At 46.1% G+C, this 20,432-nt stretch carries 21 protein-coding genes; 11 read left to right on the top strand and 10 right to left on the bottom strand.

Annotated elements, in window-relative coordinates; translation table 11 throughout:
* Nucleotides 1–363 precede the first annotated feature (363 nt).
* The 6 genes from OSC7112_RS23125 (at nt 364) to OSC7112_RS23150 (ending at nt 4,091) form a co-directional block, all read left to right on the top strand.
* Nucleotides 364–1,029: a hypothetical protein gene (locus OSC7112_RS23125; protein ID WP_015178177.1), complete on the top strand. Its 666-nt coding sequence runs from the start codon at nt 364–366 to the stop codon at nt 1,027–1,029.
* 146 nt (nt 1,030–1,175) lie between these two features.
* A complete protein-coding gene (locus OSC7112_RS23130; RefSeq protein ID WP_015178178.1) occupies nt 1,176–1,598 on the top strand; it encodes a YidH family protein in 423 nt (140 codons plus the stop codon).
* 15 nt (nt 1,599–1,613) lie between these two features.
* Nucleotides 1,614–2,060, top strand: a complete 447-nt coding sequence (locus OSC7112_RS23135; protein ID WP_015178179.1) for a YidH family protein — start codon at nt 1,614–1,616, stop codon at nt 2,058–2,060.
* Nucleotides 2,061–2,079: 19 nt separating this feature from the next.
* The gene (locus OSC7112_RS23140) at nt 2,080–2,316 is read left to right on the top strand and encodes a hypothetical protein (protein WP_015178180.1); all 237 of its coding nucleotides are present in this window, start codon (nt 2,080–2,082) and stop codon (nt 2,314–2,316) included.
* 172 nt (nt 2,317–2,488) lie between these two features.
* Nucleotides 2,489–2,992: a DUF7980 family protein gene (locus OSC7112_RS23145; protein WP_015178181.1), complete on the top strand. Its 504-nt coding sequence runs from the start codon at nt 2,489–2,491 to the stop codon at nt 2,990–2,992.
* A gap of 304 nt (nt 2,993–3,296) precedes the next feature.
* Entirely contained in the window at nt 3,297–4,091 is a 795-nt protein-coding gene (locus OSC7112_RS23150; RefSeq protein ID WP_041623383.1) for a sulfite exporter TauE/SafE family protein, read from the top strand.
* Nucleotides 4,092–4,321: 230 nt separating this feature from the next.
* Here the strand turns inward: OSC7112_RS23150 and cysK are convergent, their stop codons facing one another.
* Both cysK and OSC7112_RS23160 read right to left on the bottom strand, forming a co-directional pair.
* The gene (gene cysK, locus OSC7112_RS23155) at nt 4,322–5,302 is read right to left on the bottom strand and encodes a cysteine synthase A (protein ID WP_015178183.1); all 981 of its coding nucleotides are present in this window, start codon (nt 5,300–5,302) and stop codon (nt 4,322–4,324) included.
* An 18-nt stretch (nt 5,303–5,320) separates the two neighbouring features.
* Nucleotides 5,321–5,758, bottom strand: a complete 438-nt coding sequence (locus OSC7112_RS23160) for an RrF2 family transcriptional regulator (RefSeq protein WP_015178184.1) — start codon at nt 5,756–5,758, stop codon at nt 5,321–5,323.
* Between the two features lie 110 nt (nt 5,759–5,868).
* Here OSC7112_RS23160 and OSC7112_RS23165 point away from each other — a divergent pair, with 110 nt between their 5' ends.
* On the top strand, nt 5,869–6,105 hold the full coding sequence (locus OSC7112_RS23165; protein ID WP_015178185.1) for a hypothetical protein: 237 nt from the start codon (nt 5,869–5,871) through the stop codon (nt 6,103–6,105).
* A 346-nt stretch (nt 6,106–6,451) separates the two neighbouring features.
* Here the strand turns inward: OSC7112_RS23165 and OSC7112_RS23170 are convergent, their stop codons facing one another.
* The 4 genes from OSC7112_RS23170 to OSC7112_RS23185 all read right to left on the bottom strand — a co-directional run bounded on the left by OSC7112_RS23170 (nt 6,452) and on the right by OSC7112_RS23185 (nt 11,204).
* A complete protein-coding gene (locus OSC7112_RS23170) occupies nt 6,452–7,036 on the bottom strand; it encodes a Crp/Fnr family transcriptional regulator (RefSeq protein ID WP_015178186.1) in 585 nt (194 codons plus the stop codon).
* A gap of 87 nt (nt 7,037–7,123) precedes the next feature.
* The gene (gene cysE / locus OSC7112_RS23175; RefSeq protein ID WP_397319597.1) at nt 7,124–7,855 is read right to left on the bottom strand and encodes a serine O-acetyltransferase; all 732 of its coding nucleotides are present in this window, start codon (nt 7,853–7,855) and stop codon (nt 7,124–7,126) included.
* 155 nt (nt 7,856–8,010) lie between these two features.
* The gene (locus tag OSC7112_RS23180) at nt 8,011–9,957 is read right to left on the bottom strand and encodes an ATP-binding protein (protein ID WP_041622698.1); all 1,947 of its coding nucleotides are present in this window, start codon (nt 9,955–9,957) and stop codon (nt 8,011–8,013) included.
* 215 nt (nt 9,958–10,172) lie between these two features.
* A complete protein-coding gene (locus OSC7112_RS23185; RefSeq protein WP_015178189.1) occupies nt 10,173–11,204 on the bottom strand; it encodes a sulfate/molybdate ABC transporter ATP-binding protein in 1,032 nt (343 codons plus the stop codon).
* A 520-nt stretch (nt 11,205–11,724) separates the two neighbouring features.
* On the opposite strand from OSC7112_RS23185, the gene gltD reads away from it, so the two are divergent.
* Complete coding sequence (gene gltD / locus OSC7112_RS23190; RefSeq protein WP_015178190.1) at nt 11,725–13,209, top strand: glutamate synthase small subunit; 1,485 nt, start codon at nt 11,725–11,727, stop codon at nt 13,207–13,209.
* Nucleotides 13,210–13,825: 616 nt separating this feature from the next.
* Here gltD and OSC7112_RS41230 read toward each other — a convergent pair.
* The 4 genes from OSC7112_RS41230 to OSC7112_RS23205 form a co-directional block, all read right to left on the bottom strand.
* Nucleotides 13,826–14,047: a hypothetical protein gene (locus tag OSC7112_RS41230; RefSeq protein ID WP_397318082.1), complete on the bottom strand. Its 222-nt coding sequence runs from the start codon at nt 14,045–14,047 to the stop codon at nt 13,826–13,828.
* A 48-nt stretch (nt 14,048–14,095) separates the two neighbouring features.
* Nucleotides 14,096–14,434, bottom strand: coding sequence for a hypothetical protein (locus OSC7112_RS41235; protein ID WP_223300675.1), 339 nt, complete (start codon nt 14,432–14,434; stop codon nt 14,096–14,098).
* Between the two features lie 322 nt (nt 14,435–14,756).
* Complete coding sequence (gene priA / locus OSC7112_RS23200; RefSeq protein ID WP_015178191.1) at nt 14,757–17,318, bottom strand: primosomal protein N'; 2,562 nt, start codon at nt 17,316–17,318, stop codon at nt 14,757–14,759.
* 79 nt (nt 17,319–17,397) lie between these two features.
* On the bottom strand, nt 17,398–18,468 hold the full coding sequence (locus OSC7112_RS23205) for a sensor histidine kinase (RefSeq protein ID WP_015178192.1): 1,071 nt from the start codon (nt 18,466–18,468) through the stop codon (nt 17,398–17,400).
* Between the two features lie 315 nt (nt 18,469–18,783).
* Between OSC7112_RS23205 and OSC7112_RS38545 the strand changes: the two genes are divergently transcribed.
* The 3 genes from OSC7112_RS38545 to OSC7112_RS36110 are packed head-to-tail and all read left to right on the top strand — an operon-like array spanning nt 18,784 to nt 20,236.
* Nucleotides 18,784–19,092: a hypothetical protein gene (locus OSC7112_RS38545; protein ID WP_150111591.1), complete on the top strand. Its 309-nt coding sequence runs from the start codon at nt 18,784–18,786 to the stop codon at nt 19,090–19,092.
* Nucleotides 19,082–20,026 (top strand): fused MFS/spermidine synthase, encoded by a 945-nt coding sequence (locus OSC7112_RS23210; protein ID WP_015178193.1) that lies wholly within the window; start codon nt 19,082–19,084, stop codon nt 20,024–20,026. The genes OSC7112_RS38545 and OSC7112_RS23210 overlap by 11 nt, the downstream gene beginning before the upstream one ends.
* Nucleotides 20,027–20,065: 39 nt before the next feature.
* Nucleotides 20,066–20,236: a YqaE/Pmp3 family membrane protein gene (locus tag OSC7112_RS36110; RefSeq protein ID WP_015178194.1), complete on the top strand. Its 171-nt coding sequence runs from the start codon at nt 20,066–20,068 to the stop codon at nt 20,234–20,236.
* The last annotated feature ends 196 nt before the right edge of the window (nt 20,237–20,432 follow it).

Raw genomic sequence — 20,432 nt, forward strand, 5'->3', positions numbered from 1 at the left:
AAAGCAGCTTCAAACTAATTTAGCCTCAAGTATTCACGAAAGTTGACACCATCTTTTGAGCTAGCCAATTGCCAGACTCAGGCAAGAATATACCTGTCTTTTCAAGAAATTCTGTAGTGGGGAATCAAACTCAGCTAAAAGCTTGAGGAGGAATCCATAAAATATTTCCCGAACACTTGGCTACTACCCCACGCCGCTCGACTTTGACAAGAGGTCTAATCCTAAAAAACCAGATTTTTCGATTCTGCAAAATTTGGTTTTTCCGGCAAACCAGTTAAAGATAGTTCGTTTTTGCCTAAGTCCTGAAATAGCAAGCAAAGAGAAAGTTGAAAAAACCTGACAATCTAGAAAAGGAGAAAAATTGTGAAAATCTTCAAATTTGTTTTAGCGATCTTGGTAATGACCGCCAATTTAGTATTCGTTCCCCCATCCTGGGCCGATGCTCCAAAAACTCCGAAATATGCGACCAATCCAGATTACATAGAGGTGACTCAAGCTCTGAACACTCTCAAAACAGCGAAAGACGCACCCAATCTTGCCGAGACTTATACCCCCGAGCAACTTCAGCAAAAAATCGCTCAATTGGAGTTTCAAAAATACACTTTAGAAACGGGAAAACCTTGGGGTCAGTGCCGCAACGAGACAGGAAAAACCCTGGCAGTCTACGGCCCGAAAGGCAAAAAAGCCGCTTCTTCTACTTACGAGAATGCCCTTTATTTTCTAGCTGACGGCCAAACAACTAAACATAAATGGGATTGCGATGGAATTTATCTACCCAGCGATATCAAAGCAACCGATTTAAGAACGACCGATCGACCTTCAGAAGCATTGACGGGCGGTCTAGCTGTTAAGATAGTTGACGGAACTCAACTCGTAGCGAGAGCTAATCCCGATACGGGGGCTGTAGAATTCAACGTTCCTACTGCTAAGGTTTTCCAGCCTGGGGATGCGAATTGGTTTGTTCCTGACGTTACTCAGGCTTACATAGATACGCAAGTTCCCAACGCACCTACTGAGGAAAATGATTAGTTTTGGTGAAGTTGTAATGCGATCGGCTGTGTAAAGCCCGTTGCAACGCAAAATTCCGCCTGGTATAGATACCGGGCGGATAATCGTCCCAGCGAAAATATATCGGTTGACCTTCTCATTTCCCGTTAAAATTAAAAGGTTTATCTATGCTATTAAATTGGAAATCCACGAAAGTAATTACAGAAAAGATTAAGCGACCAAATCCGTCGCGGGTGCGGGATCACTTGGCAAACGAGCGCACTTATTTAGCATGGATGCGGACAGCAATATCGCTGATGGGTTTTGGCGTAGTTATCGTGCGCCTTCGCACCTTTCATCCCCCTCTACTCCCAACTCCCGGCAATGGCTGGAAGTTGGGTTTGCTTTTTTCAGCAGTGGGTTTGCTGACGGTGTTATTCTCAACTAAGCACTACTTTGGCGTCCGTCACGATATCGATTACGATACTTATGAACCTACAGATCGCTGGGTAATTATTTTTAGCCTCGCGATCGCAATCCTAGGGGCTGGGGTAATTTATTATATGTTCACCGTTCCTTCTAGCTCATTTGGTTTGATGGCACCTGAATAATGGTGGCGGTTTAATATGAATATTAAAGAGTTCGATCGCGTGCAATTATCGTTCAAACCGATGCAAGTAGATGATGAGAAACCAAAGCAGCAAAATCTGTCGCGGGCGATCGATCGATCGGCTAATGAACGCACCTTCTTAGCATGGATGCGGGCCGCGATCGCACTCATGGGTTTTGGCGTCATCATCATCCGACTTCGCGTCGTGCAAATGCCCGTACATTACCGCGAGGCGATGGGGTGGAAGTTGGGTTTAATCTTCTCTCTAATAGGTTGGGCGACAGTCTTAATCTCAACTAAGCATTACTTCACCGTTCGCCACCAAATTGACCGCGATACCTACAATCCCCCAGACGGCATGGTTTTATTTTTCAGTTTTGCTGTGGGCTTATTGGGGATTGGAGTAGTTTATTCAATTTTGGCAGCCGCCCTGGGCCCAAGTAGTCTTGTAATACCCGATTGATTTTCAACAGGAGTTAACCATGAACAGCGATACAGTTGCCACGATCGCTTCCATTCTCATCTTAGGTGCTGCTATCTGGGCAGCATTCGCAGTGCTGGAGACTGTCGCGAAAATAGTCCCTAAATTGCTCGGCGTGACAGTCGCGATCGGGCTTTTGCTCGTTTACCTGCAATTTTACTGGGGTATCGATACGTCATATCTTTGGCAAACAGTCAAGCATTTGCCCGAAGCTTTCAATTTCTCGATCGCAGCCTAAACCGACAGCAGCCAGCATTCTCAACAACCTCTCCCTCATCGATATTCTTGTACCGGAAACAAAGTAGATTGAGGCGATCGACAAGAAAATACGGTAACTCGATTGACTTGCTAGACATAGCTTTGTCGGGATGCTAAACTACGGTAAGTCGATCGAGTTATGAGTTATTGACGTGGAAAACGCTAAAAAAGTCAGTGAAGAGTACCAGCTTGCAGGACAACTTACCCAACAGTTGCCACAAGCTAAGGGCTTTAAGGAAGTCTGGTTTAAAAAAATCCGAGGCGGGTTGCTTCTGGGAATTGGATATTTGCTATCACCCCTGTGTTGGTGGAACGACATATTTTTCAATCTGCCAATTGCCTACGCCTTTGGGTATATCTGTAGTTGGCTTTCCCCAGATTTACTGTTTCCTTGCACAATTGTCGGCTACTGGCTTTCCAATATTGTGGGAATTCTGTTGATGCAGCTAGGAACTTTAGATGTTTTTACAGACAAACCCAAGGAAAAGAACCTCAAAAAAGAGTTATTGACGGGTTTAGTTTCCTCAACAGCCTTCACTCTTGTCATTGTGGCATTGATTCATTTTAATGTTCTCGATACTCCCGATTTGTTTTCCGGCAAGGACTCGGTTAACCTCAGCTATGTTTTACCTGTGACGAACGTCACTTCAAGGTAGAAGGCAGAATATAAACCCCATAAATGAATCCCGGGTTTTAGAGCAGTTACACAGGTACATTTAAGAAAATCAGGGAGCTTTTACACTACAATTGATGTAGTCTTGTTTATTTGCATTTACTTACTTTTACCAAAAATATTGTTGCTGAAAACGCGACCACTCTAAAGCGTTTAAGAGGCAGCTTGTTGGTAAAAAATCTTGAAATGCAAGTGAGATTTAGCCTGTGTAGCTGTGTTGCAGGAGCCGCCAAAGTTATCTATTTGTTGGTTTGCAGCGCTTAAATACACAGTTTTTGGGCATAACAGTGAACTACTTATTACTATCTTTTCTCAGCTTTTTTGTGGGCATTATCGTTGGTTTGACCGGAGTGGGCGGAGCCTCCCTCATCACCCCAATGTTAATTTTTGTTTTCCAAATTCCAGCCTCAATTGCTATTAGTTCAGATGTCGTAGCTGCCACACTGATGAAAGTTGTTGGCGGCTTCAAACACTGGCAGCAAAAGACCCTAGACTTGCAAATAGTTAAGTGGCTGGCTTTGGGCAGCGTGCCCGGTTCGCTGACTGGCGTGTGGATTTTACACTGCATCAAATCCAGCGGAAGTCAGGACTTAGACAGCATATTGCTGCGCGTTCTCGGAGTAGCGATCGCACTAATTGTCGCTTTATCGCTGACCCAATTAGCGGTCAAAACATTTTTCCCTAATTTTAAATTGCCTTCGCCCCCTAAATGGGACTTAAATACTAATTCTGGCCGTATTTGTACTGTGAGTGCGGCAGCAATTTTAGGCTGCATAGTGGGAATCACTAGCGTGTCTTCCGGTTCGATGTTTGCACTGTTGCTGATTGCTTTTTTCCGCCTGGATACTTCTAAATTGGTGGGTACAGATATTTCGCAGGCGGCAATTTTGTTGGTGTTTACATCTCTGGGACATCTCAGCCTCGGAACAGTAGACTGGAGTTTAGTTTTGCCAATTTGGTTGGGTTCGGTGCCGGGAGTTTTAGTAGGTGCTAAATTCTGCAAAATTATGCCCCAACGCCCGCTTAAGTTTGTGATTTACGGAATGTTGGCGATGGCTAGTTGGAAGTTGTATCAAGTCTGAAAGGTAGGGTAATGTCAGGAGTATTGCTGTCAACAAATATGCGCTTTCGCTGCATTTCGGCAGGGGTTTAAACCCCTGCCTAAAAGCTGAAGTCCTCGCTATGAGGACTATTAACTCATTAGTCCTCATAGCGAGGACTTTCGCTTTGAGCCAGGGAATTAATTCCCTGGCGGTCTTTCGGGTTAAGCTGATAGCTATGTCGCAGTAATGACGATCGCCCCTACTACGTATTAATAATTGCTGACTAATGCTTCGAGTTCGCTGACTGTCGGCAATTCTAAGTCTTTGAACAAGACTGTACTGAGGTAGCGTTCGCCATAAGAAGGCTGCACAAAAACTATCAATTTTCCTGCATTTTCGGGACGCTTGCCGACTTGAACTGCGGCACACAAAGCGGCGCCTGCAGAAATTCCTGACAACAATCCTTCTTCTCTGGCAAGTCGGCGGCTGTAGGCGATCGCATCTGCGTCGCTAACTGCGATCGCCTCATCAATTAACTCTAGTTTCAACACTTCCGGGATGAATCCTGCACCAATCCCTTGAATTTTGTGAGCACCAGATTTTCCTCCAGAAAGCACGGGGCTGCTGGCTGGTTCAACTGCGATCGCCTTAAAACTCGGTTTCCGCTGTTTAATTACCTCAGCAACTCCCGTAATCGTACCGCCGGTGCCAACTCCAGCCACTAAAAAATCTACTTTACCCTCTGTATCTTCCCAAATTTCCTCGGCCGTGGTTGCCCGGTGAATTTTCGGATTAGCGGGGTTGCGAAACTGTTGCAGCATGAAAGCGTCGGGGGTTTCTTCTACAATTTCTTCCGCACGGGCGATCGCGCTTAACATCCCTTCATGTCCCGGAGTTAATTCCAACCGAGCTCCGTAAGCTTTCAGCATCGATCTGCGCTCTAAACTCATCGTATCCGGCATTGTTAAAATCAGACTGTAGCCTTTCGCCGCCGCGATCATTGCCAAAGCAATTCCAGTATTGCCTGAAGTCGGTTCAACTAAAATAGTTTTCCCCGGTTGAATTAACCCCGCATCTTCTGCCGCCTGAATCATGCTGGCGGCAATCCGATCTTTCACCGACGCAGCCGGATTCATCCCTTCCAATTTGGCCACAATTTGAGCAACTACTCCTTCGGCTTGCGGAATTTTATTGAGCTGAACTAAAGGAGTTCTGCCAATTATTTCTGTAACATCCTTAGCAATTTTCATGGCTTAATTTCTCTCCTATTAAATGTAGTACATGGGATGTGCTTGTTTGCGAACATCCCGCTGTTCGCACAAATCTTGTAATGTGTATTTGCCCAAAACCTCCCAAGATGCCTGTCGAGCTTCCTGCCATATTTCTAGCACCGCAGTTTTTTCTATTGTTGCAGATTCCGAAACTTTTTGGGTGTTGCCGCTGCCGTCACCTTCGAGAGTCGAAAACACCTCTAGCAAAGTAATCTGCCAAGGCTCTTTTGCCAGCAAATAACCGCCTTTAGCGCCCCGCAGACTCTGGACGATACTCGCACGCCGCAGCACGGCAAGAATTTGGTCTAGATAGCGTTCCGGTATCTCTTGAGAAGCAGTAATTTCGTTTACTGTTAGGGGCGAATCCTTCGGGTGGTGGCTCGCCAGTTCCAAGAGCGCTAACAAGGCATATTCTACTCTAGAAGATAGTTCCACATTTCCCACTCGCGATCGAGTTTAAATTGTACACTATATCATAGTACACAATTCCGGTAGGTGTATAGGTGTTAATATATTTTTATTATAAAAACGGTTGGAGAAATCCCGTGAGCAACGTAAATGTAGGCAATTTAAGCTGTCGGCACTGTCGGTATTACGAGCAGCACGGGCACAGGGGCGGAAACTGCCTGATGCTCGGCGTGGCGGTACAGGGTGGCTGGAAAGCCTGCCCCTTCTTGGTTCCGCCCTTTGCACCATCTTGGGAATACCCAGAAGCGGGTAGAGCCCGAAAGTCTCAAATGTTGCAGGGAGCGAGTATTTTACAAGCAATACCCCCGCCTTAAAGTAACTGCTAAGTAGGTAGGCGGATATATGCTGTTTCATCGTTAAGTTGAGTCATACTCACCTACTTAAGGGTAGTCAACAGGTGCGAGATATCGCATCTGTTGGCAGTGAGAAGAAAGAAATCAACACCAAGAAAAAAGCAAGTGCGATCGTCGCCCTTGCTTTTGAACTTATTGACAAGTCGATGAGAAAATTTAATTAACGCAAATTCGATACAAATTATCTGTTGTCTAGAGAACTCTGAATTTGCTCGAATATCGCATTGTGACCGAAAAAAATATTTCGACCGCATTCCTACCACCTACATCAGCAACCCTACACTATTAACAGTTAATATTTATTTTTTTATATTTCGTAGTGCCACACCTCAGAAGGTTGGAGAATAATCCGGTGGAATGGCAGACGATCGATCAAGCCTTGCTGCTCAAAATGACCGAGGGTGCGAGTGACAGTTACGCGACTTGTACCGAGGATTTCTGCAATATCCTGATGCGTTAAAATCATATCGATCAGATGTCCTCGCTCTACCTCAGAACCAAACCTCTTAGCCAGCCAAGTTAATAGTTGATAGAGCATAAAATCAACTCTTTTGTAACCTCGCATTACCATAAAATCTTCAGCCTGCTGAATGTGAGTGAGCAAAATATCTCTATTTAGCCAGCGCTCGCCCGATAGTAAAATTGCTTCGACTTTAGTGAGGCATTCAATTTGAAAAGGATCGCATTTTGAGATCTGTTTGCCGATGGTATCACCAGGCCCCCACAATCCCAAGGTGATAATTGTGCCATCTTCAAGCCACGTTACAGTTCGCACTACTCCAGTTTCAATTCGCCACAGAGCATTGCTTCTGTTGGGCAAGTGCGAGCGTCGAGCAAATATATGTCTGCTCGTTTCATCAAAAGTTTTAGTGGAAAGAGAAGCAATAGTCATAGCCAGTTACTGAAATAATAAAAGTTAGTTTGTCCAATGACAGCAGGATAGTGTGGCTGGCAAAAATCTATATAAATTAAAGCTTTACTAGATTCCTGCACCGTCTAAAAACTGTGTAATGAATAAATCGGAAGACAGAAATAATTCATGTTTTGCGACCTCTGCTGGCTCTGATTGAGTTGTTTTGAGCGGAGATAATTGAGATTTTAAAAAAGCAACCTGCTCTTCTAAATCCTTAATTCTATCGAACAAAGCTCGAATCGCTTGAGCTTCCAAATCCGGTAGACCTTGAGAATTTAGAGTATCTTCCACCTGCTTTTTCCTAGAGATAATGCGGCCGGGAATTCCCACAACTGTGCAATCGCTAGGGACATCCCGGAGCACTACCGAACCCGCACCAATCCGAACATTATTGCCAATTTGAATATTGCCTAAAACTTTAGCACCGGCTCCTACCACTACATTTTCTCCCAGCGTTGGATGCCGTTTTCCTATTTCTTTGCCCGTACCGCCAATGGTGGCTCCTTGATAAATTACAGCATAATCTCCAACGATCGCAGTTTCGCCAATTACCACCCCCATGCCGTGGTCGATAAACACGCCCCTACCAATTTTCGCACCTGGGTGAATCTCAATACCTGTTAAAAAGCGACTCAGTTGGGAAATCAAGCGCGGTACAAACGGCAGGCCGGCCGAATAAAGCCAGTTTGCTGTTCGGTGCAAAAAAAGTGCTTGCAGTCCCGGATAGCAAAATAATACTTCCAGCCAGTTGCGCGCCGCAGGGTCGCGTTCGTAAATAATTTGCAAGTCACTGAACATATTTAGTCTCGCCGTGTTTGGGTTATACAGTATCGGCAGTGCCCACGGTTTAAGCTGCATAAAGCAGTATTGGTTTTGGCATTATTACATATAATACTATAACTCGACCGAATTACAGTAGTTAACGGGAAAAAATTTTTCTTCCCCAGCCCTTTCTAAGCTGCCTCCGATATTTTCCGCGAAACAAACGGTACAGCTTGTCTGACTTCTTGCCGCAGCGGAATCTCGATCGAAAATTCCGTCCCCAATCCCGGTGTCGAATCGCAGCGCAGCGTACCCTTGTGCTTTTCTACGACAATTTTATAGCTGATTGACAGTCCCAATCCCGTCCCTTTTCCGGCTGGTTTCGTCGTAAAGAAGGGGTCGAACAGCCGTTTTTTGACATTTTCTGCCATACCGGGGCCGTTGTCGGATATCCGCACAATTATTTTATCGGGGATCGTCGAATATTCTGTGGTTATGGCGATCGCGATCGGATTGGCTTTCGCTGCTTGGGGCCCGCGATCGAGGTTGTAACTCTCAAGGGCGTCGATCGCATTAGCCAGAATATTCATAAACACCTGATTTAATTGTCCGGCATAGCACTCTACTAAAGGTAAATGGCAGTAGTTTTTAACAATCTCGATCGCGGGGCGATCGGCTGTAGCTTTCAGGCGGCTTTGCAGAATTAGCAGAGTGCTGTCAATGCCTTCATGGATGTTGACAGGTTTCATTTCGCTTTCGTCTAAACGAGAGAAATTCCGCAAAGATTTGACAATTTGAACAATGCGATCGGCTCCTATTTTCATCGAAGACAGCAGTTGCGGCAAATCTTTGCTGAGAAAGTCAAAGTCAATATTTTCTAAATACTCGGAAATTTCCGAGGGAGGGTGTAAATAGTGTTTTTGGTAGAGTTTTACCAACTCCAACAAATCGCTACTATATGCGCTGGCGTGTTGAATATTGCCGTAAATAAAACTAATTGGATTGTTAACTTCGTGGGCTACACCAGCAACTAATAAACCCAAACTAGACATTTTTTCCTGCTGAATCAGTTGAGTTTGAGTTTGCTGCAATTCTTGCAACGTTTGCTCTAGCTGTTTAGATTTAGCCGTGCGTTCTGCTGCTATTTTTTCAATTCTAGCGGTATAATTCCACAAGCTCATTAGATAAAGTGTCGCCGCTAAAGTTAAGATTGTCCCAAAAATTAAAACAGTCAAAGAACGCCAAAATCTTAGAGGATTAATGTACTCTGGCGTTAGCCGCAGTTGCAGCAACCACCTGCGATTTTCAATATTGAGAATGCGGGTACAACTGCTGCCGTCCGGGCAGTAAGCTCTTTCCCCAATTGGGAGTTTATTTTTCATCTTTTCGTCGGTAATTATCCTTTTAGTCTTTGCTTCGTAAAAAGCGAGAAATCTTTCTGCTTCAGGAGCCATAGCATCTTGCAGATACACATTAATAAAGTTGAGTTTAGTTTCCTGTAAAGCAGATTTAACAATAGCGTCAACCAGCAAAACCCCGAGAGTAAAACCTTTCAAATTTTCTGGTTCCCTAGCAGAAAAATTTTCAGGCAAGCCTGCGGGATCGCCAGCAGAAATTTGACTAAAAATTGGCATAAATACAAAGACGCTTGGTTGATTTTGTGAAGACCATTTTTGGCGGTCAGTCGCGATAATTTCTTGTCTTTTTACGGCTTTTTCTAACGCAAGCCGATTGGCAGTCAAATCTAAACCTAAATCTATTTCATCAGTCAGGAATTGCGGCGACTCAGAAACACGGGGCAGCCAAGCGATCGCCTTCAGGCTAGGATGGCGGTACATGGCAGTACCAACAAATGTATTAATTTCTGGTTTTTTAACGCCGTCAAATACGCTGTAAAATGCCCCAGCAGCACGAATTATTTCTAAATTGCCGCTAACATCTCTCTGAATCTCTGTAGCTATCTTGTCCAGTCGCTCTTGCAGTTCGGCTTGCATGGATTTGTATTCCCAATTGTACGCAACTGAAGAGGCGATCGCAGACAGTCCCAATCCTGCACAAAGTGTTAATCCTGCCTGAATGTAACGGCGATAAGCAAGTAAATTGCTAGTTGCTAAATTGAACAATTTGTTAGCATTCATATTCTTCGCTGACCTTTTTTTATCGTTCCCACTCAAAATTTCAGGAGGAAGCTTTTTCCCCTTCCCAGGCTCTGCCTGGGAATGAATTTCAGGAGGCTCGGCCTCCGATTTAGAGCCACGAGACAGCATTACCAGGCACGAGCCTGGTAACGATGTGGGAGCAGTGTTTTGTAAAAGCTCCCCGATAGTATTTTGAGTAAGATGCAGCCGCTGATTTAAATTGAATAAGCAGGGAAAGTCATCGCGTTTTTGGGTTTGACGTAAACCTGCTGATCTCGCGTTAACTGTAGAGAATCGAAGCGCTCGCGACTCACGTAAGCTGTTACTACCTGCTGCGATTCTAACAGTAACTCGGTTTGTATTTCCCGCCCTAAATGAATGATGCGGTTGACTTTTGCTAATGCAAAACCAGACTCCGGCTTAGTTTTAATTTCCACGTCGTGGGGGCGCAAAAACACTACTTCAGAATGAGCGGCTCCGTTCTTGTGAGCCGTTGTGGCGTTGCTGGCGAACAAACCCGCAGCATTCGACAGCACATTGACCGGCCCAATAAAACTCATCACAAAAGCTGATGCCGGTTTGTCGTAAATTTCAGCAGGAGTGCCAATTTGTTCGACTCTACCTTTGTTCATCACCACAATTTCATCGGCTACTTCCATAGCTTCTTCTTGATCGTGAGTCACAAAAACTGTGGTGATGTTAACTTCTTTGTGAAGGTTGTGCAGCCACGATCGCAATTCTTTGCGGACTTTAGCATCTAATGCTCCAAAAGGTTCGTCTAGCAGCAGCACTTTTGGTTGAACTGCTAGAGCTCTGGCCAAAGCCACCCGCTGGCGCTGGCCCCCGGAAAGTTGCGAAGGATAGCGATCGCCCAAACCTGTCAACTGCACTAAATCCAAAAGTTCATCAACCCGCCTGCGAATAGAGTCTTGAGGAACTTTGCGAATTTCCATCGCAAAAGCAATATTTTTCCGAATACTCATGTGTTTGAACAAAGCGTAGTGCTGAAACACAAAACCGATATGCCTCTCCTGCACCGACTGCTGAGTAGCATCCTCGCCGATCAAGTAAATATGACCCGTGTCCGGCGGTTCGAGTCCGGCAATCATCCTCAGCAGAGTCGATTTCCCCGAACCGGAAGGCCCTAAAAGCGCGACTAGAGAGCCGTTTTTTATTTTCAAACTCACGTTGTCAATGGCGTGGAAGGAGCCGAAGTGTTTCGATACGTTCTCAATTGTAATGCTCATGACTTTGTGTACCTATTTTAGGAGTTGACGATATTAACTCCACATATCTGACCGAGTTACAGTAGTATATCCTGAAATTAATCTTTTGCAAGACCTGTAACTTTTTGTATTGTATTTCGAGCCCTCCTGATGGGGACGGCGCTTGAAAGCTGACGCTGGCGGGCCGTCTGAGTTAAGCCGCGAGGGTTTCCAGATGTGGCTGCAGCCGTAAATGCGATCGTCGGAGAATAAGCCTTGCTGAAATTACGTAGAAACCGGGTTTGATGGACGAAAATACTGCATCATAACCTTTAAAACCTTTAATCCCCGTAAAAAACCCGGTATATTTGCTGTCGATCTATCTATATTTTACCGCTCCCGACAATTCCCCGACTCCCGGCGATATTAAAGATTTCATGTACAAATTGCTCAATCTGAGGTGCGATCGCACACAATTTAGATGACAATAGTTAATTCAGAAGCCAGCCAGCTTCACCTTTGAGAAACTGCCAGAATAGTAAATTCTAACCAGAACACCACTATGGGAAAACCAACAGGCTTTATCGAATTCTTGCGCGAATTACCCTCCGAACTCTCACCAGTCGAGAGAGTCCACAACTGGGACGAATTTCACCTGCCGATGGATGAGGACAAACTCCGCACCCAAGGCGCGCGCTGCATGGATTGCGGCATTCCGTTTTGCCACACGGGCACAATTATCAGTGGCATGGCAAGCGGCTGCCCGATTAACAACCTCATCCCCGAATGGAACGACCTAGTATATCGGGGACTGTGGAAAGAAGCCCTAGACAGACTCCACAAAACGAACAACTTCCCGGAATTCACCGGCCGCGTCTGTCCCGCACCCTGCGAAGGCGCTTGCGTGCTCGGCATCAACAACCCGCCGGTGACGATTAAAAACATCGAAGCCGCAATTATCGATAAAGGCTGGGATGAAGGCTGGATTACTGCCGAACCGCCAGCCAAACGCACCGGCAAAAAAATCGCCGTCATCGGTTCCGGGCCCGCCGGTTTGTCCGCCGCCGCGCAACTCAACAAAGCCGGTCATTGGGTAACAGTATACGAAAGAGCCGATCGACCAGGCGGGCTGCTAATGTACGGCATCCCCAACATGAAGCTAGACAAAGAACAAGTCGTGATGCGCCGCCTCAAAATCCTCGAAGACGAAGGCGTGACATTCGTCTGCAACACCGAAGTCGGCAAAGACTTACCAGCAGAACAACTGCTAAAAGAATACGACTCCGTTGTCCTCTGTACCGGCGCCACCAAACCCCGCGACTTAGGCATCCCCGGCCGGGAATTAAAAGGCATCCACTTCGCAATGGACTTTTTGACAGCCAACACCAAAGCAGTTTTAGACAAGAGCACCAACGGCAACTTCATCTCCGCCGAAGGCAAAGATATTGTGATTATCGGCGGTGGCGACACAGGCACCGACTGCGTGGGCACCTCCATCCGCCACGGCTGCAAAAGCCTGGTACAGCTAGAAATCCTCCCCAAACCGCCCTCGGAACGCGCGGCCAACAATCCCTGGCCCGAATGGCCGAAAGTCTACCGCCTCGACTACGGCCAAGAAGAAGCCGCAGCCAAATTCGGCGACGACCCCCGCGGCTATCTCACCACGGCGACCAAGTTCGAGGGCGACGAAAACGGCAATGTCAAAGCCGTGCACACCGTTGAGGTGGAGTGGGCGAAAAACGAGAAAGGGCAGTTCATTCCGAAACAAATCCCGGGCACCGAAAAAGTGTTGCCCGCACAGCTTGTGTTGCTAGCGATGGGCTTCCTCGGCCCGGAACAGCCCTTGCTGGATGACTTGGGATTGGAACGCGACGCCCGCAGCAACGTGAAAGCCGAGCACGAAAAATATACAACCAGCATTCCGGGAGTGTTCGCCGCGGGTGACTGTCGCCGGGGACAAAGTTTGGTGGTTTGGGCGATTAATGAAGGGCGGGGCGTGGCCCGGGAGTGCGACCTTTATTTGATGGGGAGCACGGATTTGCCGTAAGACCCCCAACCAATAACCCAGATTAACCTGATGTTCGATCGCCTTCAAAAAATGTAGATTCCGATTTACCTTTGGGCGGGGGCGGATTTTTTATATTGTTGGTTTCAGACATAAATGGTTGGTGAAACCCGCCCCGACGATCACCTGTAGGGGCGGGTTTTACCAACAATATTTGAGGCTGACAAACAATCTATATAAACCCGCCCCCACCCAACCAATAACCCAGATTAACCTGATTTTATAGAGCATCCCAAAAATGTAGGGGGCGGGTTTATTACATTGTTGGTTTCAGACAGAGATGGTTGGTGAAACCCGCCCCGACGATCACCTGTAGGGGCGGGTTTTACCAACAATATTTGAGGCTGACAAACAATCTACAAAAACCCGCCCCCACCCAACCAATAACCCAGATCAACCTGATGTTTGAGAGCATCCCAAAAATGTAGGGGGGCGGGTTTTTTATATTGTTGGTTTATGACAGAGATGGTTGGTGAAACCCGCCCCTACACATTGGTACTTTTGGATTTCCCGCCCAAGCGGGGCGGGTTTATTATATTGTTAGTTTATGGCAGAGATGGTTGGTGAAACCCGACCCTACAAATCGATTGACATAATATTAGAAGACGATCGACTGTATATAAGATTTGCCATTCCATTCGGTCGCCAGCGGACTAAATTCATTAATTTTGACTGAATTATGAGGATACAATTCATCTTTTCCCCACAACAAAGGATTATTAAAAATATATTCACGAATGGCAACTAATGATTCTTCATTGCGGATGATATGTTCGTAATAACCCCGCTGCCACACCGATATGCCTGTCAAATATCGCATTTGGTTAATTCGCCGCGCCGAAGATGTTTTTAAACCCCGCACAATTTCCTACAAAGGATGGATTTTTGATTTTTTCTGCCCAAATGTATCTAATTCTGTAGAATTTATTTCTGGGCTGCATTTCAAAACAATAATTCCATGAACGTGATTTGGCATTACAATAAAATTGTCTAATGCTACGTTTTGGTAACGTTTGGGAAGAATGCTCCAATTGAATAAAACAGTTTTCCCATAGCGACTCAATTGCATTTTATCATTAATAACTTCGCCGAATAAACATTCGCGCTGCCAACTGCAAATAGTGATAAAATACGCACCGGGAACCCTATAATCATATCCTGGCAGGCGAATTGAGCGGCGGTGGTGTTTGTGAGGATCGTATTTCATAATTTTGTCCCCATAAAACAGTTGTTCGTTGGGCGGCGGCGGGTTTATTATATTGTTGGTTTCAGGCATAGATAGTTGGTGAAACCCGCCCCGACGATAACCTGTAGGGGCGGGTTTTACCAACAATATTTGAGCCTCACAAACAATCTACAAAAACCCGCCCCCACCCAACCCATAACCCAATTTAACCTGATTTTCTAAATCGTTCAAAAAATGTAGATTCCGATTTGCCGCCCAAGCGGGGGCGGGTTTATTAGATTGTTGGTTTCTAACATAAATGGTTGGTGAAACCAGCCCCTACGATCGCCTATAACCCCACCAATCAACCAAAATTCAACGGATCGACATCAATAGTTAAACTAACAGAACGCGGCGTGCGATCGCGCAATCCGATCAAATCCGACAAATCCACCGACTCATCCAAAGGCAACTTCAGCAAAATCTGCCACCGATAGCGATTTGCCACCCGCATAATCGCCGCAGGTGCAGGCCCCAACAACTCACACCCCGGTAGAGACAATCGCTCAATATACTCATGACAAACAGACGCCAATTGTACCGCCGTCACCGCAACTTCCGCCGCATCTACACTGCTCAACCGCAACAAAATCAGCCGCCCCGAAGGTGGATAATTCAGCGCCGATCTTTCTGCTAATTCTGTTTCCACAAAACCTGCATATTCGTGCCGCCTAACTGCTTGAATAACCCGGTGTTCGGGAGTGTAAGTTTGAATAATTACCCGCCCCGGATCGTCGCCTCTGCCGGCACGGCCCGCGACTTGAGTTAATGTTTGAAAAGCTCGTTCGCTTGCCCGATAATCTGATAAGTTCAGCAACCCGTCAGCAGACACAACTCCCACCAATGTTACTCCAGCTAAATCTAACCCTTTCGTCAGCATTTGCGTACCCAACAAAATGTCAGCTTCCCCATTAGCAAATTGCGTTAACAATCTGCGGTGGTCGCCCTTATTTCTAGTCGTATCGCTGTCAAACCGGATTGCCCGCAATTCGGGAAATAATCTCGTTAATTCCTGTTCGACTCGCTGAGTGCCGCTGCCAAAGTTTTTGAAGTAAGGAGAACTGCATTCCGGGCAGTTTTGGGGGTGTCGTTCCGTGTGGTTGCAGTAGTGACAGCGCAACACTTCTGCGGTTCCTTCGCCGACGTGGTGATAAGACAGAGAAACATCGCAGTTCGGGCATTCCATCACATAGCCGCAACTCCGACAAGACACAAAGGTACTGTGTCCTCTTCTGTGAATAAACAGGATACCTTGCTGTTGTCTGGCTTGCAATTGTTCCAGCGCGTTTTGCAGGGAAGCGCTGAAAATTGAGCGGTTTCCTTGCCGCAATTCTTGGCGCATATCGACTATTTCCACAGGCGGCATCGGGCGGGAATAAATGCGATCGGGCAATGATAAATAATGGATGTTTGGTAACGAGTAATAATCTCGGCGCGTCCCCACCAAAGTCTCTAAGGCTGGCGTTGCGGAACCTAAAATTAAGGGACAATTTTCTAATTCGGCGCGCCATTTGGCAACGGTGCGGGCGTGGTAGCAGGGGGCTGGTTGGTCTTGTTTGAAGCTGCTGTCGTGTTCTTCATCGAGGATAATTAAGCCGAGGTGAGGTAAAGGCGCAAAAATGGCCGATCGCGTGCCGATGACAATTTGCGGGGTTCCAGTCAGCATCTGACGCCATGTATCGTAACGTTCGCCGTCGGATAGGGCGCTGTGGTACACGCAAATTTGCTCGCCAAAACGGGCGCGGAATCTGTCTGTAAGTTGGGGTGTCAGGCCGATTTCGGGAACGAGTACGAGGGCGGATTTGCCGCTGGCTAAGATTGGGGCGATCGCCTGCAAATACACTTCGGTTTTCCCCGAACCTGTAACGCCGTGCAGCAGCACTTGACGGAATCCCGAAAAAGAGTTAATAAACGCTAAAGCTTCAGCTTGAAAATGAGTTAAAGTTTTGGGTGCATCTGGCAATTGAGAAATTCCGCGATCGCCCCTGAGCACTTCCCTTTGATCGATAACAACGCTACCTTTTTGTTCCAAAGCTTTGACAACCGAAGAACTCGCGCTGCAAATCCTCAGTAAATCATTCATCCACATTTCACCGCCACCCCGGCGCAAAACTTCCAATACTTCTTGTTGACGCTTGGTTAAATCTGTGACAAATGCACTAGCAATTAATGTCACTGCCGGTTTGAGTTGTGGTTTGGGAGGATGGGGAGGTTCTAAATAACTTTCTACCCAACCGCGTTTCAATAAATCTCGCAATCCCCGATAACTTCCCTTGACTTGTCGCTGGAGGTATTGCCAAGTGTAATCGCCGTTTTTTTGAGCTTGCAGCAATTGCAAAATTTGACTGGCTGCGGGATTGAGAAATGTTTCGGCATTCGGAGAAATTGCGTCTTTAATTAAGCGAATTCGGCGCACGGAACGGCTTAACAAACCGGGCGGCAGCGAGGCTCTAATTACTTGAATTAAAGGTGTGCAATAATAGGTGGCAGTGCGATCGAGTAATTCCCAGTAAGTCGGCGGGAAAAAACCCGTACTGACAACATCTTCGACATCTTTAACCCGCGCCGGATCTAAGTCGGGCGGCAGTTGAGAAATGAACCGAATTGCGATCGCCCCTACCTGTTGACTGCCAAAGGGTACACTCAAAATATCCCCCGGTTGCACGGTAAGTTCCGCAGGTAAACGATAGGTAAATAACTTATTTTCCTCCCCAGGGGAGTCCCCCGCAACCCTGAAAGGAGAGTCCACCAATACCTCGATCCACTCTGCTTGCAGGGTGGGGCGCTGTGGCGGTTCGCTGCTGCCGTAGGATGCCCCGGCCTCTGCCGCTACAGGGGTTGACAAACCAAAAGTGACAGTAGACATAGGGTTGCACATCAAACTAGGAGGAGCCGCGGTCAAAGGGAGTTTTCATTATCCCTCAGTTTAGCTCGATCGATCGATCTTAGCTGCGGGAATTGGCGATCGGAATCTCGATCGCCAATTCAGTCCCTTCTCCAATTGCGGAGATGCACTCCAACCTCCCGCCGTGTTTGTCCACAACAATCTGATAGCTAATTGACAATCCCAAACCCGTCCCGTGACCAACTGGTTTGGTGGTAAAAAACGGATCGAAAATTTTCGATTTTACAGATTCATTCATTCCGAGACCATTATCTTTGATGCTAATTCTTGCCCAATTTTCGGAAATAATAGAAGTGGTAATGGTCATCTGGATCGGGTTGGCTTCTATCTCCTCCAGTGAAGACTTTTGCTCTCGCTCCCGCAGGGCATCAACAGCATTATTAATGATGTTCATAAACACCTGATTTAATTGACCAGCATAACACTCTACCTTGGGCAAATCTCCATAATCTTTAATGAATTTTATCGCGGAATGACCGGGTTTTTCTTTAGTTAAATGCTGCAAAATTAACAAGGTGCTCTCAATGCCTTCGTGAATATTAACTGGTTTTTTTTCAGCTTCATCTACCCGCGCAAAGTTGCGTAAAGTTAGTACAATTTCGCGGATGCGCTCGGAGCCAACTTTCATTGAAGAAAGAGTTTTTAACAAATCTTCGCGCAGAAAGTCGATATCAATTTTTTCCATAAAGTCTTCAATCTCTGCATCTGTTTCGGGATACCGATCCTGGTACATTGCTAGCAATTTTAAAATGTCGCCAGCGTAGTCATTGACATAGGTAATATTGCCGTAGATGAAGTTGACGGGATTGTTGATTTCGTGGGCGATACCAGCTACCAAAATGCCCAAAGCCGACATTTTTTCGGCTTCGATCAATTTGATCTGCGTTGTTTGCTGGTTTAAGAGAGCTTTTTCTAGTGTAGAGATTCTTGCTTTTAAAAAAAATTCGTAATCTCTAAATTCCTCCGTTAGTTTTTTGAGCAAAAATTCTTTTTTTTGATTGAGGGCTTGGAATTGGCTGCGTTCGGTTTCCGAATTTTCGAGTTTTTCCCGGAGTATTCGATTTTCCTTTTCCAGCTCTTTGATTCTGTTGTCCCAGTCTGTTGGTTCCATCGGCTATTATTTTGAAACTAAAAATAGTGTCAGAACAGTTTTATTAGAAAATTTAGTTGCATCCTTTACCTAATTAGAATCTCGGTGCACATCGCCTAGCCAATTTTGTCAGAAATTTTCAACACTTCCTTTATTTTGGTAGGTCTAAAAATCTTATCTAAGATACATTCAAAATGTCAACATATTAATAACAAATCTGGTTAAAACCGATCGCTACTTTTATTTCCCGCTCTCGTATTTGCGCCGTTTTCATCGGATTGTTGATAAATAAGCAGCCCGATCGCAAACTTATAAAGGCGGGCCCAGGGCGAAAAATTGCCCGATTCAGACAACCTTTGTACAAAACCCGCCGGCGTTGCTGGCGCAAATATTAAATGTGAGTGCGATCGACCGGGGCCGACGGGAAAAGTGCGATCGCGCCCCCCGTCGATCGCCCACCAGCAATCTCAAGTAACAAGGCACTTGCGAGTTCCCAGAACGCAATCACACTATACCATTGCTGAAAAATCTCACTTTAATGTGTCGATCGTACTCACACACCCGCACCATTTTGTGTTAAGAACTACTACTTGTGACAACATCGACACAGCAATTTATATTTGGAGAGTAATTGATGTCAGGTAGCGAAGTTCGTGCAGACTTTTGGATGAGCGAGTACATTACCCCTTGGGATATTTACGTTCACGGCGTCATCGCGGTGCTTGCTTACAAAAAAACAGCCTATCAAGAAATGTACGTAGTTCAGACCGGTACTTACGGCAAAGGCTTAGTTTTAGACGGTAAGTGGCAATCTTGTACGGGCGACGAGTTTCTGTACCACGAACCCTTGGTACACCCAGCCATGATTTGTCACGGTTCCCCCAAAAAAGTCCTCGTTCTCGGCGGCGGAGAAGGAGCTACAATTAGAGAAGTGCTGCGCTGGAAAACAGTTGAAAAAGTCGTGATGATCGACATTGACGGCGAAGTAGTAGAAGCTTGTCGCGAACACCTGCCCGAAATGCACCAAAATGCCTTTGACGACCCCCGCTGCGAAGTAGTGATCGGCGATGCTTTGGACTATTTAGACAAAACTGACAATGATTGGGATATTGTCATTTCTGACTTGTCCGATCCCATTGAAGAAGGCCCATCTTTCCAGTTGTTTACCAAGGAGTATTTTGAGAAAGTTCGCAGCGTAATGTCACCTAACGGATATTTCGTAGTGCAAGCGGGCCCAGTTTCGCCGGCAGAAATGAAAATGCACGCTCGCATTGTCAATACCCTGAAATCTGTTTTCTCCAACGTTCAATCCTGCACCAGCTTTATTTCTACTTACGGAGCTCCTTGGGGTTTTGCGATAGCTTCTAATCAAGAAATAAATACGCGACCCGAACCGGCAGTTACTGACAAATTACTTGCCGAGAAAACAACTGGCGGGTTCCGGATGTTCGACGGAATTACACTGTTGGGCTTGATGCAGCTTCCCGGTCACTTGCGGCAGGTAATCGCCGCTGAAACCGAAGTTTACACTATGGCAGCACCGCCTAAGTTTTTCGGGAAAGGCTCTGTCAGTCAGTGAAGTTAAATTGAAAGAGAAAACTCGTTTGGAGTAACTGAGATGAGCAATTTAATTCGCATAGTTGCTGCAATTTTTCTTCCCCCGCTGGGTGTATTTTTGACTGTAGGCCTCGGCACTGATTTTTGGATCAACCTGGTTCTAACCTGTTTTTTCTGGTTTCCGGGTATGATCCACGCCATTTGGATAATTGCCAAGCACGATCGAGCTTAAGCTATTGCAGGGGCGGGTTTCACCAGCAATAATTGCCAAAAACCGACAATCTCAAAAACCCGCCCCCACCCAACTAATAGCCTGTATCAACCTTTATTTATAAAATACTGGAATAATGCAGATTGAGATTTACCGTTGGGTGGGGGCGGGTTTATTTAAATTATGAATTACAGTCAGAGATTGTTGGTGAACCCGC

Source organism: Oscillatoria nigro-viridis PCC 7112 (assembly GCF_000317475.1).
Lineage (GTDB): Bacteria > Cyanobacteriota > Cyanobacteriia > Cyanobacteriales > Microcoleaceae > Microcoleus > Microcoleus nigroviridis.